Source organism: Actinocorallia aurantiaca, from assembly GCF_039533685.1.
Taxonomy (GTDB): Bacteria; Actinomycetota; Actinomycetes; order Streptosporangiales; family Streptosporangiaceae; genus Actinocorallia; species Actinocorallia aurantiaca.
Window position 1 is genome coordinate 349,192 of record NZ_BAAATZ010000002.1, and the last position, 24,974, is coordinate 374,165.

General features: G+C 70.3%; 30 protein-coding genes and 1 tRNA gene. 18 read left to right on the plus strand and 13 right to left on the minus strand.

Going from position 1 to position 24,974, the window contains the following annotated elements:
- Positions 1-416, plus strand: a 416-nt coding sequence (locus ABD327_RS02490; protein WP_486303493.1) for a ZIP family metal transporter, incomplete at its 5' end; no start/stop codon positions are given.
- 124 nt (positions 417-540) lie between these two features.
- Here the strand turns inward: ABD327_RS02490 and ABD327_RS02495 are convergent.
- Positions 541-1,497, minus strand: a complete 957-nt coding sequence (locus tag ABD327_RS02495) for a hypothetical protein (RefSeq protein WP_344448422.1) — start codon at positions 1,495-1,497, stop codon at positions 541-543.
- Between the two features lie 66 nt (positions 1,498-1,563).
- On the opposite strand from ABD327_RS02495, the gene ABD327_RS02500 reads away from it, so the two are divergent.
- Positions 1,564-2,136: a TetR/AcrR family transcriptional regulator gene (locus ABD327_RS02500; protein WP_344448423.1), complete on the plus strand. Its 573-nt coding sequence runs from the start codon at positions 1,564-1,566 to the stop codon at positions 2,134-2,136.
- A 55-nt stretch (positions 2,137-2,191) separates the two neighbouring features.
- Here ABD327_RS02500 and ABD327_RS02505 read toward each other — a convergent pair whose 3' ends face one another.
- Positions 2,192-3,301 carry an FUSC family protein gene (locus ABD327_RS02505; RefSeq protein ID WP_344448424.1) on the minus strand — a complete coding sequence of 370 codons (1,110 nt, stop codon included), beginning with the start codon at positions 3,299-3,301 and terminating at the stop codon, positions 2,192-2,194.
- 140 nt (positions 3,302-3,441) lie between these two features.
- Between ABD327_RS02505 and ABD327_RS02510 the strand changes: the two genes are divergently transcribed.
- A complete protein-coding gene (locus ABD327_RS02510; protein WP_344448425.1) occupies positions 3,442-3,654 on the plus strand; it encodes a hypothetical protein in 213 nt (70 codons plus the stop codon).
- A gap of 83 nt (positions 3,655-3,737) precedes the next feature.
- Here the strand turns inward: ABD327_RS02510 and ABD327_RS02515 are convergent, their stop codons facing one another.
- Positions 3,738-4,235 carry a gamma-glutamylcyclotransferase family protein gene (locus ABD327_RS02515; protein WP_344448426.1) on the minus strand — a complete coding sequence of 166 codons (498 nt, stop codon included), beginning with the start codon at positions 4,233-4,235 and terminating at the stop codon, positions 3,738-3,740.
- A gap of 221 nt (positions 4,236-4,456) precedes the next feature.
- Positions 4,457-5,068, minus strand: a complete 612-nt coding sequence (locus ABD327_RS02520) for a TetR/AcrR family transcriptional regulator (protein ID WP_344448427.1) — start codon at positions 5,066-5,068, stop codon at positions 4,457-4,459.
- Between the two features lie 91 nt (positions 5,069-5,159).
- Here ABD327_RS02520 and ABD327_RS02525 point away from each other — a divergent pair, with 91 nt between their 5' ends.
- The gene (locus ABD327_RS02525) at positions 5,160-5,981 is read left to right on the plus strand and encodes an acyl-CoA thioesterase (protein ID WP_344448428.1); all 822 of its coding nucleotides are present in this window, start codon (positions 5,160-5,162) and stop codon (positions 5,979-5,981) included.
- Here the strand turns inward: ABD327_RS02525 and dmpG are convergent.
- The 4 genes from dmpG to ABD327_RS02545 form a co-directional block, all read right to left on the minus strand.
- A complete protein-coding gene (gene dmpG / locus ABD327_RS02530; RefSeq protein WP_344448429.1) occupies positions 5,966-7,006 on the minus strand; it encodes a 4-hydroxy-2-oxovalerate aldolase in 1,041 nt (346 codons plus the stop codon). The genes ABD327_RS02525 and dmpG overlap by 16 nt on opposite strands.
- A complete protein-coding gene (locus ABD327_RS02535) occupies positions 7,003-7,947 on the minus strand; it encodes an acetaldehyde dehydrogenase (acetylating) (protein ID WP_344448430.1) in 945 nt (314 codons plus the stop codon). The genes dmpG and ABD327_RS02535 overlap by 4 nt, the downstream gene beginning before the upstream one ends.
- On the minus strand, positions 7,944-8,759 hold the full coding sequence (locus tag ABD327_RS02540; RefSeq protein ID WP_344448431.1) for a 2-keto-4-pentenoate hydratase: 816 nt from the start codon (positions 8,757-8,759) through the stop codon (positions 7,944-7,946). Before ABD327_RS02540 ends, ABD327_RS02535 begins: the two co-directional genes overlap by 4 nt.
- A 99-nt stretch (positions 8,760-8,858) precedes the next feature.
- Complete coding sequence (locus ABD327_RS02545; protein WP_344448433.1) at positions 8,859-9,635, minus strand: IclR family transcriptional regulator; 777 nt, start codon at positions 9,633-9,635, stop codon at positions 8,859-8,861.
- Positions 9,636-9,970: 335 nt separating this feature from the next.
- Between ABD327_RS02545 and ABD327_RS02550 the strand changes: the two genes are divergently transcribed.
- The 6 genes from ABD327_RS02550 to ABD327_RS02575 are packed head-to-tail and all read left to right on the plus strand — an operon-like array spanning position 9,971 to position 15,640.
- On the plus strand, positions 9,971-10,822 hold the full coding sequence (locus tag ABD327_RS02550; protein ID WP_344448435.1) for an STAS domain-containing protein: 852 nt from the start codon (positions 9,971-9,973) through the stop codon (positions 10,820-10,822).
- Positions 10,819-11,193, plus strand: coding sequence for an STAS domain-containing protein (locus tag ABD327_RS02555; RefSeq protein WP_344448436.1), 375 nt, complete (start codon positions 10,819-10,821; stop codon positions 11,191-11,193). Before ABD327_RS02550 ends, ABD327_RS02555 begins: the two co-directional genes overlap by 4 nt.
- A 59-nt stretch (positions 11,194-11,252) precedes the next feature.
- Positions 11,253-11,612, plus strand: a complete 360-nt coding sequence (locus ABD327_RS02560) for an ATP-binding protein (RefSeq protein ID WP_344448437.1) — start codon at positions 11,253-11,255, stop codon at positions 11,610-11,612.
- Positions 11,600-12,655 (plus strand): ATP-binding SpoIIE family protein phosphatase, encoded by a 1,056-nt coding sequence (locus ABD327_RS02565; RefSeq protein WP_344448438.1) that lies wholly within the window; start codon positions 11,600-11,602, stop codon positions 12,653-12,655. Before ABD327_RS02560 ends, ABD327_RS02565 begins: the two co-directional genes overlap by 13 nt.
- Positions 12,649-14,052, plus strand: coding sequence for a sensor histidine kinase (locus ABD327_RS02570; protein ID WP_344448439.1), 1,404 nt, complete (start codon positions 12,649-12,651; stop codon positions 14,050-14,052). Before ABD327_RS02565 ends, ABD327_RS02570 begins: the two co-directional genes overlap by 7 nt.
- Positions 14,045-15,640: a SpoIIE family protein phosphatase gene (locus ABD327_RS02575; RefSeq protein WP_344448440.1), complete on the plus strand. Its 1,596-nt coding sequence runs from the start codon at positions 14,045-14,047 to the stop codon at positions 15,638-15,640. The genes ABD327_RS02570 and ABD327_RS02575 overlap by 8 nt, the downstream gene beginning before the upstream one ends.
- A gap of 126 nt (positions 15,641-15,766) precedes the next feature.
- Here ABD327_RS02575 and ABD327_RS02580 read toward each other — a convergent pair whose 3' ends face one another.
- Positions 15,767-16,249, minus strand: a complete 483-nt coding sequence (locus tag ABD327_RS02580) for a MarR family winged helix-turn-helix transcriptional regulator (RefSeq protein ID WP_344448441.1) — start codon at positions 16,247-16,249, stop codon at positions 15,767-15,769.
- A 48-nt stretch (positions 16,250-16,297) separates the two neighbouring features.
- On the opposite strand from ABD327_RS02580, the gene ABD327_RS02585 reads away from it, so the two are divergent.
- The 6 genes from ABD327_RS02585 to ABD327_RS02610 all read left to right on the plus strand — a co-directional run bounded on the left by ABD327_RS02585 (position 16,298) and on the right by ABD327_RS02610 (position 20,680).
- Positions 16,298-17,593, plus strand: coding sequence for a glycosyltransferase (locus tag ABD327_RS02585; RefSeq protein ID WP_344448442.1), 1,296 nt, complete (start codon positions 16,298-16,300; stop codon positions 17,591-17,593).
- A 205-nt stretch (positions 17,594-17,798) separates the two neighbouring features.
- The gene (locus tag ABD327_RS02590; RefSeq protein WP_344448444.1) at positions 17,799-18,170 is read left to right on the plus strand and encodes a type II toxin-antitoxin system RelE/ParE family toxin; all 372 of its coding nucleotides are present in this window, start codon (positions 17,799-17,801) and stop codon (positions 18,168-18,170) included.
- Positions 18,167-18,502 carry a helix-turn-helix domain-containing protein gene (locus ABD327_RS02595; protein ID WP_344448445.1) on the plus strand — a complete coding sequence of 112 codons (336 nt, stop codon included), beginning with the start codon at positions 18,167-18,169 and terminating at the stop codon, positions 18,500-18,502. The genes ABD327_RS02590 and ABD327_RS02595 overlap by 4 nt, the downstream gene beginning before the upstream one ends.
- 271 nt (positions 18,503-18,773) lie before the next feature.
- The gene (locus tag ABD327_RS02600; protein ID WP_344448446.1) at positions 18,774-19,847 is read left to right on the plus strand and encodes a DUF817 domain-containing protein; all 1,074 of its coding nucleotides are present in this window, start codon (positions 18,774-18,776) and stop codon (positions 19,845-19,847) included.
- 308 nt (positions 19,848-20,155) lie between these two features.
- A complete protein-coding gene (locus ABD327_RS02605; protein ID WP_344448447.1) occupies positions 20,156-20,365 on the plus strand; it encodes a hypothetical protein in 210 nt (69 codons plus the stop codon).
- A gap of 111 nt (positions 20,366-20,476) precedes the next feature.
- On the plus strand, positions 20,477-20,680 hold the full coding sequence (locus ABD327_RS02610) for a hypothetical protein (protein ID WP_344448448.1): 204 nt from the start codon (positions 20,477-20,479) through the stop codon (positions 20,678-20,680).
- Between the two features lie 1,270 nt (positions 20,681-21,950).
- On the opposite strand, the gene ABD327_RS02615 is transcribed toward ABD327_RS02610, so the two are convergent.
- Both ABD327_RS02615 and ABD327_RS02620 read right to left on the minus strand, forming a co-directional pair.
- Positions 21,951-22,352 carry a hypothetical protein gene (locus ABD327_RS02615; RefSeq protein ID WP_344448449.1) on the minus strand — a complete coding sequence of 134 codons (402 nt, stop codon included), beginning with the start codon at positions 22,350-22,352 and terminating at the stop codon, positions 21,951-21,953.
- Entirely contained in the window at positions 22,349-22,750 is a 402-nt protein-coding gene (locus ABD327_RS02620) for a MarR family winged helix-turn-helix transcriptional regulator (RefSeq protein WP_344448450.1), read from the minus strand. Before ABD327_RS02620 ends, ABD327_RS02615 begins: the two co-directional genes overlap by 4 nt.
- A 209-nt stretch (positions 22,751-22,959) precedes the next feature.
- Here ABD327_RS02620 and ABD327_RS02625 point away from each other — a divergent pair, with 209 nt between their 5' ends.
- Positions 22,960-23,256: a tyrosine-type recombinase/integrase gene (locus ABD327_RS02625; RefSeq protein ID WP_344448451.1), complete on the plus strand. Its 297-nt coding sequence runs from the start codon at positions 22,960-22,962 to the stop codon at positions 23,254-23,256.
- A gap of 70 nt (positions 23,257-23,326) precedes the next feature.
- Here the strand turns inward: ABD327_RS02625 and ABD327_RS02630 are convergent.
- A tRNA-Pro gene (locus tag ABD327_RS02630) sits at positions 23,327-23,403 on the minus strand.
- Between the two features lie 87 nt (positions 23,404-23,490).
- The gene (locus tag ABD327_RS02635) at positions 23,491-24,393 is read right to left on the minus strand and encodes a metallophosphoesterase (RefSeq protein WP_344448452.1); all 903 of its coding nucleotides are present in this window, start codon (positions 24,391-24,393) and stop codon (positions 23,491-23,493) included.
- Between the two features lie 80 nt (positions 24,394-24,473).
- On the opposite strand from ABD327_RS02635, the gene ABD327_RS02640 reads away from it, so the two are divergent.
- A complete protein-coding gene (locus ABD327_RS02640; RefSeq protein WP_344448453.1) occupies positions 24,474-24,920 on the plus strand; it encodes a GatB/YqeY domain-containing protein in 447 nt (148 codons plus the stop codon).
- Positions 24,921-24,974: the final 54 nt, after the last annotated feature.

The window sequence follows — 24,974 nt, forward strand, 5'->3', positions numbered from 1 at the left end:
CGCTGGCCCTCGGAGCCGTCCTCGACGGGATCCCCGAGCAGCTCGTCCTCGGCCTCGGCGTCGCGGCCGGAAGCGGGATCAGCGTCGGGCTGCTGGCCGCGGTCTTCGTCTCCAACCTTCCCGAGGCGGTCGGTTCGGCGTCCGAGATGCGCGAGGCGGGTCATTCCCCCGCCCGCATCCGGCTGATCTGGCTGGGCGTCGCCGTGCTCTGCGCCCTCGCGACCGTCACCGGGAACGCCCTGGCCGACGTGACGTCGGGGCCGCTGAACGGCGCCGTCAACGGGTTCGCCGCGGGAGCGACCCTCGTCATGCTGATCGACTCGATGATCCCCACGGCCGCCGAGAAGGGCGGCCGAGCGGCGGGCCTCATCGCCATGCTCGGCTTCGCTGCGGGGACGGCCCTGTCGGCCTTCTAGGGCCTGTTCGTAGTCCAGATCATGGTGTTTTGGGCGCGTGGCCTCTGCCGTAGCGCGTCCGCGAGAAGTCCGTTCGGTGTGTCTCGCCATGCGTGCTGGTGCATGCCGGTTGTCCGGGATCGCCTCATCTGATCCTGAAGGCGCGGACGATCAGGGAGGTGTCGTTCAGGGTGTGCGGTGCGAGCGCGTGGTAGGCCCACACGTGTACCCAGGCGTTGCCCGTTCGGACGGTCAACCAGCTCTTGACCATGCCGGGGCCGGTGTAGGTCAGCAGCAGGAAACACAGGGAAACGGTCACCTCCCGCGGCGATCCGAAGACGGCCCAGGCGTCCCAAAGGTGGAAGACCGTGTAGGCCAGGCCGCCGAGCATGACGGTCGCCGCCGTCGAGCCGGTGAGCCTGGCCAGGCGCGGGAGCAGGATCGCGAAGACGAACACCATCGCGGGAAGGACTGTTCCGGCGAAGTAGAGGACAAAGGTCAGCGGGGCGCCGAGGGCCAGCTGGCGCGCCGAGAGGTCGAAGATCGCGGGTTCCAGGGCGACGATCTGGACCAGGGACTCGACCGTCAGCACGGCCAGGATCAGTGTCGTGTCCGCGCGGCGGTCCGCGGAGCGGAGGTTGAGCTCGCGGGCGCTGTAACGCCGACGGAAGTAGGCGAACGGGATGATCGCGTAGGCGACGAGGTTGTACCCGGCCCAGGTGACGGCCTCGCGCGGCGTGACGTCGTCGTGCGTGCCGAACACCGAGCCGGCGAGGTGCCAGCCGAACGGGTGCCAGCCGAGGGTCTTGCCGAGTGCGTAGCCGACGGCCATGGCGACGGCCCCGTAGGCGAGGAGACCGAGCGTCTCGCGTCCGGCGTGCTCCGGGGCGCGTGCAGCGAGGTCCGGGCGTGGTCGCCTGCGCGTCAGGAGTCCGATCAGAACGAGCATGAGCAGTGTTTCGGCGATGAGGGTGTTCACACCCGTCAGCTGCTTGCCGGTGGCGGGGTCCGGCAGATTGATCGGCAGCTCGGGACCGGCGAGGCAGAGGATCAGGGCGTTGGCGGCGAGCCAGGCGAGGAGCGCGAGGACGACGGATTTCACCGGAGGCTCCTTAGTAGCACAGTCGTGTTACTTCGGAAGCTAGCACGGGTGTGCTAGAAAGAACACGTGCCGAGAGCCGTCGATCCCGAGCAGCGCCGTCAGGACGTCGTGGCAGCCGTGTGCCGGGTGATCCTCCGCGACGGCCTGGATCGGGCTTCCGTCCGTCAGGTCGCCGCCGAAGCCGAGCTGTCGATGGGCTCGCTCCGCCATTACTTCGCCACGCAGGCCGACCTGATGGCTTTCACGCTCCGTGCCGTCATCGCGGGAGTCGACAAGCGCATCTCCGCGCTCCCCGATTCGCCCGACCCGCTCAGCCGCGCCGTTCTGGTCCTGGCCGAACTGCTACCGCTCGACGAGGAACGTCTCACCGAACACCGCATCTGGCTGGCCTTCACGGCCCGCGCCATGGTCGACCCGGATCTGGCCGCCCTCTGTGACGAGAGCCGCACCGCCCTCCGCAATGGCTGCCGCTCCCTACTGGAGCCGCTGACCACCGGCAACCTGGACCGTGAGACCGACCGCCTCCACGCTCTCGTCGACGGCCTGGCCATCCACGCCGCCCTGCACCCGGAGTCCTACCCGCCCCACTATCTGCACGAAATCCTCCACACCCACATGTCCACCCTCCCCAAGGTCTGACCGGGAGCGCGCCGATGATCGGAAGTTCAAGGCTCGCCGGTCCCGGCCCCAGGGCCTAGTCCCGGGGCGGGGGCGGCGGGACGGCGGGTTCGCCCTTTCCGGTGCGCACCGCGGAGAGGGCCTGGTCGGGGTCGACGCCGGTGAACATCATGAGGTCCAGGACGACCATGCGGGCGGCCATGACGGCGGTGGCGTGGAAGGGGTGCGGGGCGGGCGCTTCGCCGGCGAGGGGGCGGACGGTGTCCAGCGCGCGGTCGACGGAGGCCTGGCGGGCCTCCCGGCTGTCGGGGTGGGCGGCCAGTTCGTGGAGCGCCTCGGCCAGGCCGCGTACGACCGGTGCGAAGCGCTCGCGTTCGGGGGCGGCGAGGGAGAGCGCCGCGCGGGTGAGCAGCATGCAGCTGACGTAGAGGAGGTTGAGGAGGCTCGCGTTCTCGCTCGCCGACCGCACCCGCCCGATCAGGGGACGCCGGGCGGGCACCCGCTGGGCGATGCGGCGGCTGAAGGTCCGGGCCTGTGCGAGTTCGGCGAGCCGGCCGCTCTCCTCCCACAACCGGTCCCTGGCCTGCCGGACGGCGTCCTCGTCGTCGTTCTCCAGCGCGAGGGCCGCCGCGTCCAGGCCGTCCGCCAGTTCGGCGAGCGTCGCCGACACCGCCCGGCGCAGCAGCCGGACCGGGTCCGGCGGGAACAGGAACTGGACGATCAGGATCGCGACGCCCGCTCCGACCAGCGCGTCGACGAGCCGCTGCCATCCCGCCGCGCCGCCCGCGAAGACGACGGTGAGGATCGCGGACGCGGCCGACTGGACCATGATGATGCGGACGGCCCGCAGCGCGGCCGCGGCCATCATCGCCACGAACACCGACACCGGCAGCGCCCACAGGCTCTGCCCCAGCACCAGGATGACGAGGTCCCCCGCCAGGATCCCCACCACGACCCCGAACAGCAGCCGCACGGCCGTCGTCCCGCGCTCCCCCCGTGCCGCCGTCAGCGCCACGACGGCCGAGATGGGCGCGAAGAACGGTCTGGGGTGTCCGAACACGCGCACCGCGACGATCCACGCGACGGTCACGGCGAGCGTCGCCTGGACCACGGTCCAGGCGTTGGCGTCCATCCGCCGCAGTGCCGACGCCCCCGCGTTCCGCCCCCACCGGAACACCCTCCCCACGACTCACCCCCGACCCTCCCGTACCCGCCCGGGACGAAAAGGCACGGAAGTGAACGGCGCCCGACCTGGCTGATCGGTACGAATAATGCGGGATGGGGTCTCGTGTTAGCCTCGGCCGCGATCGTCCAGAACGGGAGGCCGTGATCTTCACCTACGAGTTCGCCACCCTGGAGTGGCTGTGGGACGGGGGCTCCATCCGGGTCAACCTCCCCGGCGACCAGGAACGCATGTTCTCCGGCGGCTACAACGAGGTCGTCTCCATCCTCTCCGACCTCGGAGGCCAGGGCTGGGACGTGGCGACCTGCGCGGCCGGCGGCAACTGGCTCTTCTGGACCCTGCGCCGGCAGCGCTGACCCTCCGCCCGCGGATGACTCCGCTCCCGGGCCGGCGTCGTCCGCCGGCCCGGGAGCGGCCGGGGCGTGCCCGGAGCGCGGGCTCATCCCCGGTGCGCCGGCCCGCGGTCCTGGTAGCGCTGGCGCCACGTGGTGCAGCGGTTGACGTAGTCCTGCAGGTGGAAGCGCGCGAACTCGTCGGGGGACCACGGGTCGGGGAGGGTCTCGGCGCCCAGGGCGCAGACGTAGGCCCAGCCGCGGCGGCCTCCGGTGAGGTCGAGGGGGCACAGGTCGTAGCCGGGGTCCTCGAAGGCGTCCAGGAGCCGCCACTCGTGCGGGCTGAGGTCGGTGAGGAGGTAGCCGGACGCCGAGGCGATGGCGGGGACCAGCCCGGGGTAGACGCGGTTGGGGAGGGTCGTGGTCTTCCAGCCGGGGGCCTGGGCCGGGCTGTGCGCGGGCACCCTTTCGAAGAGGGCGAGGAGGACCTCGGGGAACTGGAGGCTGCCGTAGGCGAACAGGACGTCCGGGCGTACCGCCAGGCGGTCCTCGGGTGCGGCGGGCTGCGCGTCCTGGCGGGATGGATATGGGTCGGTGTACGACATGGGGACCTTCTCGATCACCTTGGCGTCGGCTCCGGCAGGCGCGGCGTACCGGTGGATGCCTGCCGGGTGGGCCCACGGAGAGGAGCGTGGCGCTTAGATGGGTGCTGCGGTCGGTGAGGGGTCGATCGCGATCTTATCGTCCTTCCGACGCCCCGGAGGTGTGCGGTCTCGGCGTTCGGGAAGGGCGGCGCCTCTCGCGGCGGCCGCCGCGAGGCCCCGGTTCAGGGGGTCTCGCCGGGTCCGGGGGAGGGCGACGGGCGTCGGGTCACCGACCGGCACAGGTCGCCCAGTTCGTCGACCACGGCGTCGAGGGGGGCCGAGGTGCGCTTGGCCTGGGCGATGACGAGCGCGCCTTCGAGGGCGCCGACGACGAGGACCGCCACGGACTCGGCCCGCCGCCGCTCGGCCCCGTCGGAGACGAGCTTGTCGGCGATCAGGCCGCACCAGGTCTCGAACGCCTCTCCGGCGACGTCGCGGGCGGTCCGCTCGGTGCCGAGGGCCGCCGCGACGATCGGGCAGCCCACGGCGTAGTCGCCGGCTTCGAGACCGCGGCGCCACAGGCCGGTCAGCGCGCGCAGGGCGCCCGGCGTGTCCGAGGCCTCGAGCACGCCGGCCATCGAGGCGCTCAGGTGGTCCGCGGCGCTGCGGGTGGCCTCTTCGACGAGCTGGGGCCTGCCTCCGGGGAAGTGGTGGTAGACCGAGCCGCGCGGCGCGCCGCTGTCGGCCAGCACGTCCGCGAACGAGGTCGCGGCGACGCCGCGCCGCCGGATCAGCCTGATCGCGCTGCGGATCATCGCGGCCCGGGGGCCGTCCGGGTCTCTGCGTCTCGCCATTCCGTATTCCCCACGGTGTCGATTCCTATGTATGTTGACATACATAAGTCCGGTATGGGCAGAACCGCCTGTCCTCCCACAAGGAGAGAGCATGACCGAGATCGCTGCTCCGCCCCACCGCTTCGACGCGGCGGTCGCGCTCGTCCCCGCCGCCGACGGCCTCGTACGGGGCCGGACCCTGCCCGCGTACGCGAACATGGTCGGCCCCTTCGGCGGCGTCACCGCGGCCGCCTTCGTGCGGGCCGTGCAGCAGCACCCGGACCGGCTCGGCGACCCGATCTCCCTCACCGTCAACTACGCCGCCCCCATCGCCGACGGCGACTTCGACATCACCGCGCGGATCATGCGGACCAACCGCAGCAACCAGCACTGGACGCTCGAACTGGCCCAGGAAGGCGAGGTCAAGACCACCGCCACCGCGGTGTTCGGCATCCGCCGCGACACGTGGTCGGACACCGAGACCGACATGCCGTCGGTCCCGTCGCCGGACGCCGTCCCCCTCCAGGACCTCCCGGACTTCATCGCCTGGGCCCGCAACTACGAGATGCGCTTCGTGGAGGGGGCCATCCCGGACGAGACCTCCGGCGAGCACCCGGATTCGACCACCACGCTGTGGGTGCGCGACGCTCCGGCCCGGCCCCTCGACTTCCCGGCCCTGACGTCCCTGTGCGACGTGTTCTACCCGCGGGTGTTCCTGCGGCGCGGCCAGTACATGGCGGCGGGCACCGTCTCCCTCACCGTGTACTTCCACGCCGACGCCGAGGAGATCGCCGCCCAGGGGGACGAGTACGTCCTGGGCACCGCCCGCAGCCGGCGCTTCTCGCGCGGCTACTTCGACCAGACCGCCCAGATGTGGGGCCGCGACGGCACCCTGCTGGCCTCCACTCACCAGCTGGTCTACTTCAAGGGCTGACCTTCCGGCTTCGCGGCGGCCTGAAGGTCGAGGGCGATGTCGATGATCATGTCCTCCTGGCCGCCGACCAGGTTCCGGCGGCCGACCTCGAGGAGGATCGTGCGGACGTCGACGCCGTAGCGGGCGGAGGCGGTCTCGGCGTGGCGCAGGAAGCTGGAGTAGACGCCGGCGTAGCCGAGGGTCAGGGTCTCGCGGTCGACCTGGACGGGACGGTCCTGAAGGGGGCGCACCAGGTCGTCGGCGGCGTCCTGCAGGGCGAACAGGTCGCAGCCGTGCTTCCAGCCCTGGAGGTCGGCGACGGCGATGAACGGCTCGATGGGGCAGTTGCCGGCGCCCGCGCCGTGGCCCGCCAGGGACGCGTCGACGCGGGTGACGCCCTCCTCGACGGCGACGACGGAGTTCGCGACGGCCAGGGAGAGGTTCTGGTGGGCGTGGATGCCGATCTGCGTCCCGGGGTCGAGGACGTCGCGGTAGGCGCGGACGCGGTCGCGCACCCCGTCCATGGTCAGGCGGCCGCCGGAGTCGGTGACGTAGACGCAGTGCGCTCCGTAGGACTCCATCAGCTTGGCCTGCTCGGCGAGCTTCTCGGCGGGCGCCATGTGGCTCATCATCAGGAAGCCGGACACGTCCATGCCGAGTTCTCGGGCCGCGGTGATGTGCTGGGCGGAGACGTCGGCCTCGGTGCAGTGGGTGGCGACGCGGACGGAGCGCACGCCCAGGGAGTGGGCGTGCTTCAGTTCCTTGATGGTGCCGATGCCCGGCAGCAGCAGGGTGGTGAGCACGGCGTCGCGGACGTTGTCGGCGGCGGCCTCGATCCACTCCCAGTCGGTGTTGCTGCCGGGGCCGTAGTTGAGGCTTCCGCCCGCGAGGCCGTCCCCGTGGGCGACCTCGATGGCGTCGACTCCGGCCGCGTCGAGCGCGGCGACGATCTTCGCGACGTTCTCGGGGTCGATGCGGTGCCGGACGGCGTGCATGCCGTCGCGGAGGGTGACGTCCTGGACGTACAGGTTCGGCTGGGCGTTCATCGGGCGGCTCCTGCGGCGATGCTCTCGGCGACGCGGAGAGCGGCGGAGGTCATGATGTCGAGGTTCCCGGCGTAGGCGGGCAGGTAGTGGGCGGCTCCCGCGACCTCCAGGAACACCGCCACCCTGGTGGTCACGGCCGTCAGGGGGCCGCCGTCGGGGAGCAGGGTGTGCACGGGCTCGTCCTCGGCGACCGGGGTGAACTGCACCTCCTGCTTGAGCCGGTAGCCGGGCACGTACTGGTTCACCTCGGCGACCATCTTCTCGACGGACGCGCGGATCTCGTCGTGGTCCGCGTCGCCGATCAGGCAGAAGACGGTGTCCCGCATGATCATCGGAGGTTCGGCGGGGTTGAGGATGATGACGGCCTTGCCGCGTCCGGCGCCGCCGACGGCCTCGATCGCCTGGGAGGTGGTCTCGGTGAACTCGTCGATGTTGGCGCGGGTGCCGGGGCCCGCCGACTTCGAGGAGATGGAGGCGACGATCTCGGCGTAGGCGACCGGGGTGACGCGGGAGACGGCGTTCACGATCGGGATCGTCGCCTGCCCGCCACAGGTCACCATGTTGAGGTTCCCCGCCCCGTCCCGCAGGTGCTCCTCGAGGTTGACCGGCGGGACGACGTACGGGCCGATCGCCGCGGGGGTCAGGTCGATCAGCTTCTTGCCGTGGGGGGCGAGCCTGGCGGCGTTGACCTTGTGGGCTCCGGCGGACGTCGCGTCGAAGACGATCTCGATCTCGTCGAAGCCGTCCATCGCGATCAGCCCGTCGACGCCCTCGTGGGTGGTCGGGACCTTCATCCGGCGGGCGCGCGCCAGGCCGTCGGAGTCGGGGTCGATGCCGACCATCGCCCCCATCTCCAGCGTCTTCGACAGGCGGATCACCTTGATCATCAGGTCGGTCCCGATGTTGCCGGAGCCGATCACCGCCACTTTCGTCTTCTTCATCGGGCCTCCTTGGAGAACGTCGCGGTCACGGAGCCGAGCGAGGTCAGCTCCATGCGGATCACGGAGCCGGGAGGGGCGGGGACCATCGGGCCGAGCGCGCCGGAGAGCACGACCTGCCCGGCCCGCAGGGGGGAGCCGAACGCGCGGGCGGTCCGGGCGAGCCAGGCCAGCGCCGCGAGCGGGTCGCCGAGGCAGGCCGCGCCGTTCCCCTCGGAGACGAGCACGCCGTCGGCGTAGAGCTTCATCCCGACGTCGACCGGTTCGAACTCCTCCAGGGTCAGCCGCCGGTCGCCGAGCACGTACAGGGCGCTGGAGCCGTTGTCCGCGACCGTGTCGGTGATCTTGATGTCCCAGTCCGCGATCCGGCTGTCGACGATCTCCAGCGCGGCCACCGCGTGGGACACCGCCGCGCGCACGTCGTCGACGCCGGAGATCTCGTGGTCGAGGTCGGCGCCGAGGACGAACGCGATCTCGGCCTCGGCCTTCGGCTGGAGCAGCCGCCCGCCGGGCACCTCGTCCAGGGAGGTGACGTCCATGTCCTCGAAGAGCACCCCGAGGTCGGGCTGGTCGACGCCCAGCTGCCGCTGCACGGCGGGGGAGGTGAGGCCGATCTTCCGGCCGGCGATCCGGGCCCCGGCGGCGAGCCGGTTCTCGGTGAGCCTCCGCTGGACGGCGTAGGCGAGTTCGATGTCGGTCTCGCCGAGCAGGTCGCGGACCGGGGCGCAGGGCGTGCGGGAGGCCTCCGCGGCCTCCAGCCGCGCCGCTGCGGCGGCCACGGCCGCTTCGCGGTCCAGGGGGTCGTTCGGTGTCATCACAGTTCCTCGCGTCGGGCTGATGACAGAACGATCGCCCAGGTCACGGGCTCACAGCCACCCGAACGTTCCACTCAGTGGAACGCCGGTCGAAGCGCTTCAGTCCTTCTGGACGAGCGCGGCCCGCCGGGCGAGCGTCCCGGCGATCCCGGCCGCGGCGGCCTTCACCACCGCCGCGTGGGCCTCCGGCCGGAACCGGGTCACCGGCCCGGTGACGCTGACCGCGGCGATCGGCCGGTCCGCCGGATCGAGCACCGGAGCGGCCACGCAGACGATGCCGACCGCGGACTCCTCCAGCTCGAAGGCGACGCCCGTCTCGGCCGCGCGCTCCAGCTGCCGGCGCAGCAGGCCGGGCGCGGTGACCGTCCGGGGCGTCCTGCGGGCCAGCCCCTCGGCCAGGACCCGCTCCAGCAGGTCGGGCGGGGAGAGCGCCAGCAGGGCCTTGCCGATCGCGGTGCAGTACAGGGGCATCCGGCCGCCGATCCGGGACGGGGAGACCGCCTGCCGGTGCCCGCCGATCTTGGACACGTAGACGACCTCGGTCCCCTCGAGCACCCCGAGATGGACGGTTTCGTGCGTGCGTTCGTAGAGGTCCTCCATGAAGGGGGTGGCGACCTCGATCAAACCCCTCTCGACCGAGGCGCGCATGCCCAGCTGGAAGACCTGCCCGCTCAGCCGGTACCCGTCGCCCGTCCGGTCGAGCAGACGCACCTCGACCATGCCTGCGAGGACGCGGTGCAGCGTCCCCTTGGGGATTCCCGTCCTGCGCCCCAGTTCGGCGAGGCCGACCCCGTGGTCGTCGGCGGTGAAGGCGTAGAGCACGGCCGCGACCTTGCCGAGCACGGACCTGGTGTCCACCTTGGGTTCACGGGTCATGACGGGCCTCCCCCTCCTCGATCCTCTCAGCCGCTCCGCGCCGTCCTGACCTCCGCCTCCCGCGGATCGGGTCGAATTCGCCTCGGCCATTACGGCGTCGGGTAAGGCTTCTTGGAATACCGATTGATTCGACGGAGGCCCGGCGGTCTCCTGTGCGAAAAGAAGAAAATCTGTTATCGGCGGTACCGAAAATCGGTGCGATTTTTGGAGGGGTGCCGACCGGCATTTTTTCCCGTAGTTAGCCGTTTCGTGGGGGAATCTCGTCATGTCGCCTAGATGACATAGGCTTCACCCGTTCACCCTTGGTTGGTGATCTTTCATACGAGGAGCACGTGATGGTAGAGCGGGACACCGCTGTCGACCTGGTGGGGCTGCTGTCGGCCGAGGGCCGCGATCTGGCCGCCGAGTGGGCGCAGCGGGCTTTCGGCTCCCTGTCGGGCCGGATGAGCCTGCAGGTGCTGGAACGGGAGCTGCAGGAGCTGTACGCCGCTCTGGTGGAGGCGCTGCGGCAGGGCGCGCGCGAGGTGCACTCCGAGCAGATGTCGGAGGTGCGGGCCCTGCTGACCGAACTGTCGCGGACCAGGGCCAGGCAGGGTTTCACGCCGAGCGAGACGGCGGTCAGCATCTTCGCGCTCAAGCGGGTCCTCGAGCCCGTCCTGCAGGACGGGTCGGCCGAGCAGATCAAGGCCTACGTTCGGCTCGGCCTGCTGCTCGACGAGCTGGGCCTGTTCACGATCGAGGCGTACACGCAGACCCGCGAAGAGATCATCATGGTGCAGTCGGAGCAGCTGATGGAGCTGTCGACGCCCGTGGTGAAGCTGTGGGACGGGGTGATCGCCGTCCCCATCGTCGGGACGCTGGACTCGGCGCGCACCCAGATCGTCATGGAGAGCCTGCTCCAGGCGCTGGTGGACACAGGCTCCGAGCAGGCGATCATCGACATCACGGGTGTTCCCGCGATCGACACCCAGGTCGCCCAGCACCTGCTGAAGACGATCGTCGCCGTCCGCCTGATGGGCGCCGAGTGCACCGTCTCCGGCATCCGGCCGCAGATCGCGCAGACCATCGTCGCCCTGGGCATCGACTTCGGCGACATCACGACGAAGGCGACCCTGGCGGACGCGCTGCGGCTGGCGCTGAAGAGGTCGGGCGTGGACCTGGTGGCGCAAACGGGCGGACGCCGGTGACCGAACGCGTGCCGATCCTGCGGATCGGGGAAGTACTGGTGGTCTCCATCCAGTTCGACCTGGAGGACCAGACCGTCCTGAACCTCCAGGAGGACCTGGCGGAGCAGATCGTGGCCCGCTCCGCGCGGGGCGTCGTCATCGACATCACCGCCGTCGAGATCGTCGACTCCTTCGTGGGCCGGATGCTGGCCACCATCGCGGACATCTCCCGCCTGCTCGACGTGCAGACCGTCGTGGTGGGCATGCGCCCCGCGGTGGCCATCACCCTCGTCGAACTGGGCCTGTCGCTGGGCGGAGTGTCCACGGCACTCGACCTGGAGAAGGGGCTGGCCCGGCTGCACCGGTCCTTCCAGTCCTCGGACCTGGCATGACACCGCCCTGGGCGGTCGGTGAGGAGCCACACGTCCTTTCCATCGCGCGGAGTAGCGACGTGGTGCAGATCAGGCAGATGGTCCGCACCCTGGCCCAGAAGTGCCGGCTGTCCCTGGTGGACCAGACGAAGTTCATCACGGCCACGAGCGAACTCGCCCGCAACGCCCTGGTCTACGGCGGAGGCGGCACCGTCAGGGCCGGAATGGTGGAGAAGGGCGTGCGCCGGGGCGTCGCCGCGGTCTTCGCGGACGACGGGCCGGGCATCCCGGACGTGGAGCTGGCCATGACGGACGGCTGGACGTCCGGCGGCGGCCTGGGCCTGGGCCTCAGCGGAACACGCCGGCTGGTCGACGAGTTCGACCTCGCCACCGAGGTCGGAGCGGGTACCACCGTGACGATCACGAAATGGGTCCGGTGAAAGCCGTCGAGGTCCTGGACTGCGAGGACGTGTCCTGGTTCCGGGACGGTCCTTCGCTGGCCGCGGCCGCCCGGGGAGCGGCGGCGGCACTGGCCCGGCGGACGGGCCTGGACGCCCACCGCGCCGCCGAGGTGGCCCTGGCCGTGACCGAGGCCGCCACCAACGTCCAGCGGCACGCCGAGGACGGGGCCCTGCTGCTGCGCGTGCTGCGCGACGAGAACCGGGCGGGCGTGGAGTTCCTCACCGTCGATTCGGGCCCGGGGATCGCCGACGTCGCCGCCGCGCTGGCCGACGGCACGTCCAGCGCCGGCACGCTGGGCATCGGGCTGGGGGCGGTGGCCCGGCTGGCCGACGCCTTCGACGTGCACTCCGTGCCGGGCAGGGGCACCGTCATGGCCGCGCAGTTCTGGAACCGCGGTCCCGGCGGGAAGCCCGTCCACCCGGTCCCGGGCGGCCGCACGCCGGTGGCGTCCGGCGTCACCCGGCCGATCAGCGGCGAACTGAGCTGCGGGGACGCCTGGGCGGTGCGCGCCCTGGACCCCTCGGTGCTGCTGGTGATGATGTGCGACGGGCTCGGGCACGGACCGCTGGCGGCGCTGGCCTCCACCACCGCCGTGCGGGCCTTCCACGCGACTCCCGCCCGTGATCCCGAAGGCGTCATGGAGGCCGTTCACCGCGCGCTGAAGGGAACCAGGGGAGGCGCCGTGGCGGTCGCCCGGATCGAGATGGACACCGGGCGGCTGTCGTACTGCGGGATCGGGAACATCAGCGGCTTCATCATCGGCCACGACGCGCGCCGGGCCCTGCTGTCCGCCCCGGGCATCGTGGGGGCGCAGATGCGCCGGCTCCGCACCTTCGAGGAGGAGCTGCCGCCGGGGGGCGCCCTGGTCATGCACTCCGACGGCCTGACCGAACGCTGGGATCTCCACGCGCTGCCGGGGCTGCTGCAGCACTCGCCCGCCGTCGTGGCGGGACAGCTGCTGCGGGAGGCGGGCGTGCGTAAGGACGACGCGGGTGTGGTGGTGGTGAAGAACACATGGTGACGGGTCATGGGCAGCAGGCTTCCGCTCCCGTGACCTTCGGCCTGTCGTCCTCCCAGGACGTCTTCACCCTGCGTCGCAGCGCTCAGAAGGCGGCCGCCGCGCTGGGCATGGAACGCCAGGACCAGGTGCGCCTGGCGACCGCCCTGAGCGAGCTCGGCCGTGAGATGCTCCGCGGCGGTCTGTCGGTGACCTTCCATCTGGACGACCGGCCGCCGGCCGCCGTCGTCGTGACGTTCGAATGGCCCGCCGGAGACGCGCCCGCGTCCGAGTCGCTGCAACTGGCCTCCCGGCTGGTGCAGGAGGTGCGCTACGAACCCGGGGGCGAGCGGGACAGGATCCTCGTACGCCAGCCGCTGTCGGGCAACGGCGTCCTCCGCCACGAGGCGCGCGTCGGGTTCGTCGAGGCGCTGCGTGAGAACACCCCGATCTCGGAGGTCGACGATCTGCGCGCTCAGACCCGCGACCTGATCGCGGCGCTGGAGGAGACGCGCGCCCAGCGAGAGGAACTGCTCCGGCTGAACGAGGAGCTGGAGGAGACGAACCAGGGAGTCCTGGCCCTCTACTCGGAATTGACGCAGGAATTGGAGACGACCAACAGCGGAGTGCTGGCATTGCACACCGAACTGGAGGACAAGTCGCGTCAGTTGCGCGAGGCGAGCGAGGCGAAAACGCGGTTCTGGGTGAACATCAGCCATGAACTGCGCACTCCGATAAACGCGGTGGTCGCTCTTTCCCGACTGCTGCTCGCACCGGAATCCGAGCACCTGACCGCGGAGCAGAAACAGCAGATCGAACTCATCGCCTCCTCCGGGAACACGATGCTGTCGCTCGTCAGCGACCTGCTGGACGTCGCGAAAGCCGAATCCGGCCAGCTGGACATCCACAACGCGCCGGTCGATCTGCGGCTGCTGGTGGGACAGCTCAGCGGCATCATGCGCGGCACCTATCCCGGCGACGACGTCGCCCTGGTCGCCCCGGAGCCGACGAGCCTGCCCGTCATCACCACGGACGAGACGCTGCTGACGCGCATTCTGCGCAATCTGCTGTCCAATGCACTGAAGTTCACTGAACAGGGCGAAGTGCGCCTATCGGTCCACATCGACCGGACCGGGATGGAACCGGTCGTGCTGTTCACCGTCGCCGACACCGGAATCGGCATTCCGCGGGAAGAGCTCGGCCGGGTCTTCGAGGAGTTCTACCAGGTTCAGGGAAGGCACCAGAGCCGCCGGCCCGGCACCGGGCTGGGCCTGCCCTACGCGCACAAGCTCACCGAACTGCTGGGCGGCACCCTCACGCTCACCAGCACTCATGGCGTCGGTACGCGGGCAGAGGTACGGATACCGGACCGCACCGCCGTGCGGCAGGCGCCCGCACCGGAAGGGACCAGCGGTGATTGACGACACCCGGGACACGGCTCCGGCCACCATCTTGGTGATCGACGACAACGACACCAACCGCTACGTCCTGGCCAGCTGGCTGCGGCGCGCGGGACACGCGGTCCTCGAGGCGGGCAACGCGGGCGAGGGGTTCGCGCACCTCGCCGCCTCGGCGCCGGACATCGCGATCATCGACGTCCGGCTGCCCGACATGAGCGGCTTCGAGGTCAGCGAGCGCATCAAACGGGACCCGGCGACGGCGGACCTGCCCGTCATCCAGATCTCCGCCGCCGCGATCAGCCCCGAGGACCACGCGGAAGGCCTGCACCGGGGCGCGGACGCCTACCTCGACCAGCCCATCGACCCGGGTGAGCTGCTGGCCACCGTCACCGCCACCCTGCGCTACACCAGGGCCCGCCAGCGCGCCGAGCGGCTGGCCGCCCGGCTCATGGCGCTCAACCAGGCCACCCTGGAGGTCTACAGCGCCGTCGGCTTCCACTCCTTCGCCGTCGCCGCGACCGGCGGCGCGGCCCTCCTCCTCGACTGCGCGGCCAGCGCCGTCTTCCTCTCCCCGCAGGGCCAGGCCGTCCACAGCGTGGTCGCCGCCCCGCACGCCCCCGCACGCACGCTTCCCGTCCAGGCGGACCTCCTGGAGCGGCTGGCCTCCCACTGCCTGGGCGACGGGACCGGGGCGGCGATGGCGACCGTGCCCGAGGCGCACTGGAACGCGCTCTTCCCGGCCGACCACCTCCCCGGCGACATGGCCCTGGCGGTGGCCCGCACCAAGCGCGGACGGCCGCCCCTCTGCCTCGCGGTCTCCGCGGACGCCGTCACCGGCCCCGACGACCAGCAGCTCCTGCAGCAGCTCGTCCACGCCTGCGCCCTGGCCCTGGAAGCACTGCGCACCTACAACGAGGAGCACTCCCTGGCCCTCGCGCTGCAGCGCTCGTTCCTGCCCGGCAGCCTGCCGGTCGTCGAGGGCATCGACCTGGCCTACCGCTACCTTCCGGCCTCGGAGAACACCGAGATCGGCGGCGACTTCTACGAAGCCCTGGAGACCGACAACGGCCTGCTCCTGGCCATCGGGGACGTGGCGGGCCACTCCCTGGCCGCCGCCACGATCATGGGCGAGGTGCGGCACGCGCTACGCGCCTACGCCAGCGAGGGCCACCAGCCCCACCACATCCTCGACCGCCTCGAGACGCTGCTGGCCATTTCCCACCCGGCCATCACCGTCACCCTCTGCATCGTCCTCATCGAGCCCGGCGCCCGCCGCGTCCACATCGCCAACGCCGGCCACATCCCCCCGCTCGTGATCACCCGGGACGGCGAGGCCCACTTCCACATCCCGCACGGCCCGCTGCTCGGAATGCAGATCCCCCACCCGCGGCCCGAGACCCTGGACACCCCGCCCGGCACCCGCCTGGTCCTCATCACCGACGGCCTGGTCGAGGTCCGCGACGTCGACCTGGACACCTCCCTCGCCGAGTTCCGCGCCTCGGTCCTCGCCGGCCCCACCGACCCCGAAAGCCTCTGCGACCACCTGCTGAAGGCCTACGCGGAAGGCGGCGACGACGACATCGCCATCATCACCGCCACCCTCGCCTGACCCGGTCCCACCTCGGTGGCCGAGCCGACCGCCCGGGATCTCCCGGCCGCGTCCCAGGCCCGGGCGGTATCTCCTCTTCGTGCCGCAGCCCATCCGAGATCCGCAGGATTCCCTCGTGCGCAGCGGTCAGGCCTCGGGGGAGGAGGGGGCGGAGAGGGAGAGGAGAAGGCGTTCGGCGAGGGCGGTGAGGGTGTGGAGTTCGTCGGGGGTGAGGGGGGAGAACCAGTCGGCGAGGGCGGCGAAGTCGGCGGGGTCTCGGTCGCGCCAGTAGGCGTCGCCGGCCTCGGTGGCGACGAGGACGCGGCGGCGGCGGTCGGCGGGGTCGGGTTCGGTGCGCAGGAAGTCCTTGCGGGTGAGGGACGCGACGAGCTGGGCGGCGTTCTGGTGGGTGGTGCCCAGGGCGCGGGCGGCCTCGGTGACGGACGGGGCGTCCATCGCCTTCACGACGGTGAGCAGGGCGGCCTGCTGGGTGGTGAGGCCGTCCGGGCGGAGGCGCTCGTCCATCAGGGCGTGCAGCCGCTGGCCGGTCATCAGCAGGATGCGAAAGGCGCGCGCTGACGGGTCGAGGTCAGGGTCGAGGCCGAATGCGGCCTTCCGCGAAGGATCCATGACGCCTATGCTAGCGAAAAAGCGCAATATATTGCGGAAGAGGTCGCCATGATCTGTCTTCTCCCCAACTGCGGATACCTATCCGAGACGTCCAGGATGCTGGAGTTCCACAAGGCGCTGCGCGCACGCGGCGCGGACGTCCGGGTGGCCACGCACGGCGGCGTCCACGAGGACCTCCTCGCCGCGGCCGGTGTCGCCCACGACATCGTCGGACCCGGGATGAGCGCGCGGCGCAGCGCCGAGTTCGTCCGCTCGGGCCTGGGGCTGGGACCGCCCGGCCAGAGCATGTACACCGACGACGAGCTGCGGACCTACGTGCTCGCGGAGGCCGAGTACTTCCGCGAGCACGGCATCACCGTCGCGGTCACCGGGTTCACGCTCACCACGCTGCTGTCGACCCGGCTCGCCGGCGTCGGGCTCGTTACCGAGCACGCGGGAAGCTGGGTGCCGCCGGTCTTCGAACGCGGCCTGCTGCCCGTGCCGACCACCCGCCAGGGCCCGCCGCGTTTCATGCCCGGCTTCCTCGCCCGCCGGGCGGTCGCCCGCAGGCTGCCGTCCCTGCGGTACTACTGCTCGGGCTTCGACCGGATCGCCGCGGAACTCGGCGTCGAGCCCGTCCCGAGCATGCCCGCGCTGCTGCTCGGCGACCTGACGCTCGTCCCGGAGATCCCCGAGGTCGTCGGCATCCCGGACGAGGAGATGGCCGCCTGGCGTCCGGGCCGCGGCTACCGCCCGGACACGAGGCTGCACTACACCGGCCCGCTCTTCGCCCATCTCGACCTCCCGCTGCCCGACCGGGTCGAGAAGTTCCTCGACGCGCCGGGCCCCGTCGTGTACGCGGCGCTCACGTCCACCCCGCCGGAGCTCATCCGCCGTGTCGTCGGGGCGCTCGCGGCGGTCGACGCCCGCGTGCTGGTCGCGGCGACCGTCCACGACCTGGCCGATCTGGAGGACGAGCGCGTGATGGTCGAGTCCGTCCTGCCCAGCCACCTGGTCATGCCGCGGGCCGACCTCGCGATCGTGACCGCGGGCCAGGGCAGCCTGCAGACCGCGATGGCCGCCGGCACCCCCGCGATCGGCATCCCCCTCCACCTGGAACAGGACCTCAACGTCGTCCTCCTGGAACGCCTCGGCGCCTCCCGCCGCCTGGCCCCGGACGACGTCGTCCCGAAGCTCGCCGCCCTCACCCGCCGAATGCTCGCCGACGACTCCCACCGCCGCTCGGCCCGCCGAATCCAGCAGCGCTACGACGCCGTCGACGGCCCGGCCGCCGCCGCCGAGGCGATCCTCCAGTTCGCGGCCCGGCAGGGCGCCGGGACCTCGCTCCCGGAAGGGCACCGCTGATTTTCGGCCAACAGCCGGACCTGTACCGCGATGACTTGCCGGACTGACGACGGCCATCGGATCGTCCGACTTCCATGGGGGACTGTTGGAATGTGCTGTGAAGAAGTCGAATGACTCTCGGACTTCGGCCTCGGCCTTCTATGCGGTCGTGGTCATGACCGCGCGTGCTCTGCCAGAGAAGTAGAGGATTTGCTAAACTCGCACCGTGGAGGAGTGGGAGATCCGGGTCACCGACGAGTTCCTGGGCTGGATCAAGACGTTGGACGGCAAGTCCAAAGCCCAGGTGGTCGATGCCATCGACAGGCTGGCCGAAGGCGGTCCCGGTTTGGGGCGTCCGCTGGTCGACCGGTTGGAGGGCTCCCAGGTTCACAACCTGAAGGAACTGCGGCCGGGCTCGGCGGGCCGCTCCGAGGTGAGGATCGTCTTCGTCTTCGACCCGTGGAGGTCGGCGATCCTGCTGGTGGGCGGGGACAAGTCGGGAGACTGGTCGGGCTGGTACCGGCGGGCCATCCCGCGTGCTGAGGAGTTGTACGTCGAGTACGTGAAGGAACGAGAGGCCGAGGAGGGGCAGCGATGACGAACTTTCCCAAGTGGAGTGATGTGAGGGCAGGCATCGTCGCCGAGGCCGGTGGAGAGCAGGCCGTGGCCGAGGCCCGCAAGCGAAACCAGTCCTACGTCGACGGTCACCGGCTCGCCGAGCGTCGTACGGCGCTCGGTCTGACCCAGAGCGAGGTCGCCGAGCGGATGGGCGTCACCAAGGGCCGGGTCTCCCAGATAGAGCGCGGTGAGGTGTCGACCGTGGACGCCATCGCCCGCTACGTCCAGGCCCTTGGCGGCCATCTCCAGATCTCCGCGGTCTTCGGCGATGACCTGTATATTTTGCGCGGCACCGACACCGACGCCGCATGATCTGACACCCGGCAAAACCGGACCAGCCGTTGATCGCGCGCACCAGATCAACGGTTCCGGGGCGGAGCCCCGGTGGGCGGGACCCAGGAGTCTGTCCCATCAGCACCCGCATGAACGAGGGCATGGCCGCCCGGTGGGGCGGTCCCGGCGCGCGGGACTTGTGACGAGTTCCGCCGTCCGGCCCGGCTCGCACCGTTGAGGGGACTTCTTTCCGGATCCTCGAACCAGGGGACGGCGAACCGGAGGGGCGGGGCCGAGGTCTCACAGAGGCATGAGGACCTTCGCGGGGCAGCTATTGAGGTTCGCCTTGATAGAGGTGAGCGCGTGCGCGTTCGCGGTGGCGCTGTTCGCGGGCCTGGCCGCCGCGTCGGTCGTCCCGCTGCCGATCCCCCGCTACGACGCCCTGCTGCTCTACGCGATCGCCGTGACGGTGGTGTTCCGCCTGCTGCGGCTGGAATCGTCCCGGGAACTCCTGGTCATCGCCGGGTTCCACGTGGTCGGCCTCGCCTTCGAGCTGGCCAAGGTCAGGCTCGGCTCGTGGAGCTATCCCGAGGAGGCCTACACCAAGATCGGCGGCGTGCCGCTGTACAGCGGTTTCCTTTATGCCGCGGTAGGCAGCTACGTCTGCCGCGCCTGGCGCCTCTTCGACCTCCGCCTCGTCGCCTACCGGACCCGCACGACGGCCCTCGTCGCCACCGCCATCTACATCAACTTCATCGCCCACCACTGGTTCGTCGACCTCCGCGTCCCCCTGGCCCTCGCCCTGCTCCTGGCCACCTGGGGCACCGTCGTCCACTTCACCGTCGGCGAAGAGCGCTACCGCATGCCCCTGGCCCTCGCCCTTGCCCTCATCGGCTTCTTCCTGTGGGTCGCCGAGAACCTCGCCACCTACCTAGGCGCCTGGACCTACCCGGACCAGGCCGAGACCTGGCACCTCGTCCACCCCGCCAAGTTCGGCGCCTGGGCCCTCCTCGTCAGCGTCAGCTTCACCCAGGTCGCGGCCCTGAAAGCCCTCCAGGGCCGCCTCCACCACCCCACCACCACCGCCCACCCCCGCTGGGCCCTCCCCGTCAGCCGCCTCTCCCGCCCCGAACCGTCATCCACGCGGAACCGGACGGCCTCGTCGCCCCCGCGATCGAGCGGGCTTCCGACCGAGGGTGAAAGACGCCCCACCCCTCTCGCCTTCTTCGCCGACTCCTCCGGCCCCCTGACCTCCATCGGGAGGCACAACCGCGCCTGCACGCTGGAGCCGACCGGGCACCTGGGTGTCCGGCCCTCCCGGCGCCGGCTCGGCATCGCACTCGAACGAGCGGAACAAGGCCCACGTCGGCAACGCAAGACCTGAACCAGACGTGGCCGCCTCCGCCCGTGATCACGTGGCGGGCGTGGCTCGCTTCATGCGCAGCCGACCGACGCCGGTATCGACAGAGAGCCGCTTCAAGTCGCCTTGAAGTGATCGGTGCGATGTCGGTACCAAGGGAGTTCGGGTGAAGGCGACATACCTGGCACCGGCTGACATGGGGAAGCATCGCCTTTAGAGTGGGTGGATAGCCACCGCTGAACCGCTGGTGAGGAGGGGAGGAGATCATGGGCACCGCGTCCAGTCGGCCGCTGTCTTCTCACCGTCCTGAGCCTGAGCATCCCCTGAGGACCATGAGGGAGATCAGGGAATCCCTGCCAGAGGAGCAGCGCGAGCACTTCGACGCCGAACTCGCCGACACCGACCTCGACGCTCTGCCCGCCGTCCTCCAACGTTGGGCCGTCATGGCGAACGATGGTTTCCTGGATTTCCTCCTCTCCGCACCGTTTGAGGGATTGGAGTTCGGCGAGCGTTCCTATGACGACGCCGCGAGCGGCCAGTGATCTAACTCCTCGACACGAACGTGCGGCAGAACTCACCACTCGCCCACGTCCGTCTCCCGCCGTCGTGGCCTGGGCTCGTTCTGTCCCTGCCCGAGCATCTTCCTGAGCGTCGTGACACTCGCCGAGATCGAACTGGACATCTCCACCGCCTCGGATCCCGACCGCCGCGCCGCCTTCGAACGGATGCTGGCCGACATCAGGCACGAATATAGAGACCGAATCGCTCCCATCGGGGAATCAGAGGCTCTTGCTTACCTGACGATCCACAAGCGCCTGAAGAGTTCCGGGACGCCATCGACCCGCCGGACGCTCTGATCGCCGCCACGGCACTCGCCAACGGCTGGACTCTGGTGAGTCGAAACACCAAGCACCTCACCCGGACCGAGACCCTTCTCATCAATCCCTGGAACCACGACTCATAGGTCATCCGAAGGGGGGATTCCGCTTCCGTAGACACTCCAACCAGCAGGAGCGTATTGAAGGGGAAACTCACTCGGCGAAATCGCCACATACGAGTCCCGTGCGAGCGGCTTCATCGAAGCCGCCGCCCGCTTGCTCGACTGAATCGGTGTCACCTTCGGTCACGTCCCTTCTGGATTGCTCGCCGCGCCGATCGTCGCTTTTCAACCGAGATGGGTACCGGCCGCTGTTGATCGCCGGTTGGAGCCTCGATCGCCTCCGGACGGCTGGAGCGAGGCGACACGGGCCGTCAGGCCCGGAGAGCCTCGCTGGTACGACCGAGATACTCGAACGGGGAAGAGCAGAGGTCCTTGGACGGGGGAGGACACCGATTCTGGAAGGTGGGGAGTGGGAGGGGCGGAGCCTCTCGCCTGGGTCTGGGGCGGAGCCCCAGTGAGCAGAGCCCCGAGCGTAGCGAGGGACCGAGAGTGTGGGGCGGCGGGATCAGGCCCGGGTTCAGGGTGGGCCGGCTCGTCGGGTCGGCCGTCCGAGGAGTCGGAATCCCGTTGTCACTCAGAAAAACACTCAGGGCCGTGATCGATTTCTCGATCACGGCCCTGTACTGGTCGGGGTGGCGGGATTCGAACCCACGGCCTCTTCGTCCCGAACTATCGGCGGCCCCAAGGTCAGACCCTCGCCGCGCTGGTCGGGACGTGTGCTGATGTGCGTTCAGGACAGGCGTTGTGCGGCGGTGTTGCTGTACTTCCGTGCTGTACAGGCTCCACCGCGCAACCCCACACAGCACCCAAGCGCTAACGGCGATCGTCTTGAACACCAGTCGGCGACCGTCCGCTTTTCAGGAGTAGTGATCATCACGGCGCAGCGCTGTCGGCCGAAGCCGGGCGGTGCTCAATGTGCGCCGGTGGTTGTCGGTAGTGGCGGACGTTGCCGCTCGCCTTGATTTGTGGATCACGGCCATTCGATGCGGAGTAGGCATACCGTGCGCTGTTCTTCCAGTACGAGGTATGTGGCGAGGCCGCGTTCGCCGAACGTGTGGATGAGCATGTTCGCCCTGGGGTTGGCCGGATTGAACGGTTGCCCGCTCCAGGGTGCGGTCTCCAGCCCAGATGCCTGAGTCCGGGAACGAACTGCGAGGCTGGCGACCGCGAGGCTCGCTTGGGCGCGGCTATCGGCGGTGCGCCGGTAGCGGCAGGAGGTCCGGCTCGACCCAGCCGGTACGGGCGGCCGCAGTGGCTAGCGTGGACGAGCGGTAGTGGTGAGTGAGCAGCCGCTTGTCCAGCAACTGCGGGTACCGGTCGACGAAGGCGGTGAAGTCGTCGCCGGTGTCGTCCACGGCGTGATATCCGACCAGCTCGACCCAGGCCCGGCTGACCGAGGCGTGGAACTTGTGGGGCGCGCCTGCGTACCGGGCGGTGCGCTGGATGCCCTCGCTGACGAGGGTGATGGCCGCGGGCGTGCCGTACCGGCGTACGGCGAGCCAGGCGAGGTGGATGTGCTGTCGGTGGCCGAATTGGTCGGCCTGGGTCATGACCTCCGCCATCAGGGCGTCGAAGTTGTCGTGGCTCATGTCCCCAGCTCCGTCAGCGCTTGCAGTACGGCTCGCGCGCTGGCGAGCGAGTCGGGGGGCAGGTCGGTGAGCGCGCGCTTTTCCACGGCACGCAGCGTTCGGTGGATCTGCGCGGCCGTGTGCGCGCCGTCGGCGGTCAGCTCGATGAGGACCGCTCGGCGGTCGCCAGGGCGGGGACTTCGGGTGATGAGCCCTCGCCGCTCCAGTCGGTCGAGTACGCCGGTCAGCGTGGTCGGCCGGCTGCCGACTGCGGCGCCGAGCTGCGACACGGTCCGGGCGGCCCCGTCGGCCAGGTTGCCCAGCGCGTTGAGCTCCGAGGGCGTCAGGTCCAGGTCGACCAGCTCGGCCGCGAGCACCTGGAGCGTGGCGTGTGTTGCGCGTTGAAGCTCAAGTATCACGGATTCGTATTGCACATTTTCGGATAATACTGATCCGTGGTGTTGCGGTCAACGTGGTTCGGCTGCGTGGTACGTCGCCGGGTGCGCGGCCGAGGCTCGCAGGCGGGTCAGCGCTGAGCCGGTGATGCGCTCGTCGCGCTCCAGGACGACAGCGCGAGGCGGGTTCGGCAGAAGGACCAAGAGCAGAGTAAGGAGGCGGCCGGGGGAGAGTGGACGGATCGCGGGCTCGTCTTCACGGGCCGTCAGGGCGCCCCGATCGACCCGAGGACGTTCACCGGCGGTTCGATGCCCGATGCCTCAAGTCGGGTGTCCGGCGGATCAAGGTCCACGACACCCGGCACACCTGCGCGACCCTCCTCGCCGCCCTCGACGTCCACCCGCGCGTGGCAATGCGGATCTTGAGGCATGCCCAGATCGACGTGACCATGGAGGTCTACACGGAGGCTTCCGACGAGAAGACCCGGCGGGCCCTCAAGCGGCTGAGGAGGCGGCTCGACTTGAAGTAGCCGTTGCTGTACTTCGCTGCTGTACAGAGATCAAAAAGCCCCCTTCCGCGATCGGAAGGGGGCTTTGAGCTGGTCGGGGTGGCGGGATTCGAACCCACGGCCTCTTCGTCCCGAACGAAGCGCGCTACCAAGCTGCGCTACACCCCGGTGTTCGGGGACCTTGCGGTCTCCGGCACCTCGGTGAGTCTACAGGACGTTGGGGGGTGACCGGGAATCGGTTTCGGGGTACCGGGGTCAGGTGAGGCGGGGGGTGAGGGTGAGGAGGGTGGCCTCGGGGGGGCAGCAGAAGCGGAAGGGGGCCTTGGGGGAGGTGCCGAGGCCGGCGCTGATGTGGAGCCAGGAGTCCTGGTGGCGGTGCAGGCCCTTGACGCGTTCGCGTTCGATGCCGCAGTTGGTGGCGAGGGCGCCGTAGAAGGGGGCGCAGACCTGGCCGCCGTGGGTGTGGCCGGCGAGGAGGAGCTGGTAGCCGTCGTCGGCGAAGCGGTCGAGGTTGCGGGGCTCGGGGCTGTGCGTGACGCCGATCGTCAGGTCGGCGAGGGGGTCGACGGGGCCGGCGATCCTGTCGTAGTCGTCCAGGCCTATGTGGGAGTCGTTGATCCCGGCGAACTCGACGTCCAGGCCGGCGATCTTCAGGCGGCCCATGCGGTTGTTGAGGTCCAGCCAGCCGGCGGACTTCAGGGCGGCGCCGAGCTCCTTGTAGGGGAGGTCGGGGGTGCGGCTGCGGGCGGCGTAGTCGGACTGGGAGGTGCGCCAGACGTAGCGGGCCGGGTTCTTCAGGACGGGGGAGAACATGTCGTTGGAGCCGTACACGAAGACGCCGGGACGGTCCAGGAGGGGGCCCAGGAGCTCCAGGAACGGGCCGATGGCGTCCCGGTGGGAGATCGAGTCGCCGGTGTTGACGACGAGGTCGGGCTCCAGGGTGTCCAGGGCGCGGACCCAGTGGATCATGCGGGTGCGGGACGGCGTCAGATGCGTGTCCGAGATGTGGAGGATCTTCACGGGGTGGGTCCCGGGCTTCAACACGGGTACCTCGTGGCGCCGCAGGCGGAACCAGTTGCGCTCGATGACCGAGGCATAGGCGAAGGTGGCAGTGCCGGCGCCGAGAAGGCCCAGAGGGACCGCGAGAAGCTTCCGCATTCTCCCCATGCTGCCAGACGGCCGGAGGTGACCGGGTTAAACGAGGTGATCTGTCCGGCCGCGAGGGGCATGATGAGGACATGTTGAAGGAGAAGCTGGAAGCCGACCTCATCGCGGCCCTGAAGTCGCATGACGAGGTGCGCAAGCGCACGCTGCGGATGGTGCTGGCTGCCGTGACGAACGAGGAGAAGTCCGGGAAGTCCGAGCGGGAGCTCAGCGACGACGAGATCTTCAAGGTGCTGGCGCGGGAGGCCAAAAAGCGCCGCGAGGCCGCCGAGGCGTTCGAGAAGGGCGGCCGGGACGCGCAGGCGGCGGCCGAGCGCGAGGAGGGCGTCGTGCTGGACGGCTACCTGCCCCAGCAGCTGACGGACACCGAGCTCGCCGGGATCGTCAGCGCCGCGATCGCCGAGTCCGGGGCGGAGGGCCCTCGCGCGATGGGCGCCGTCATGAAGATCGTCAACCCGCGGGTGGCCGGTCGCGCCGAGGGCGGCAGGGTCGCCGCCGAGGTCAAGAGGCAGCTGGCCTGACGAGGCGCAGAAGGGCCCCTCCCGGCTTCCGGGAGGGGCCCTTTTCATCTGTCA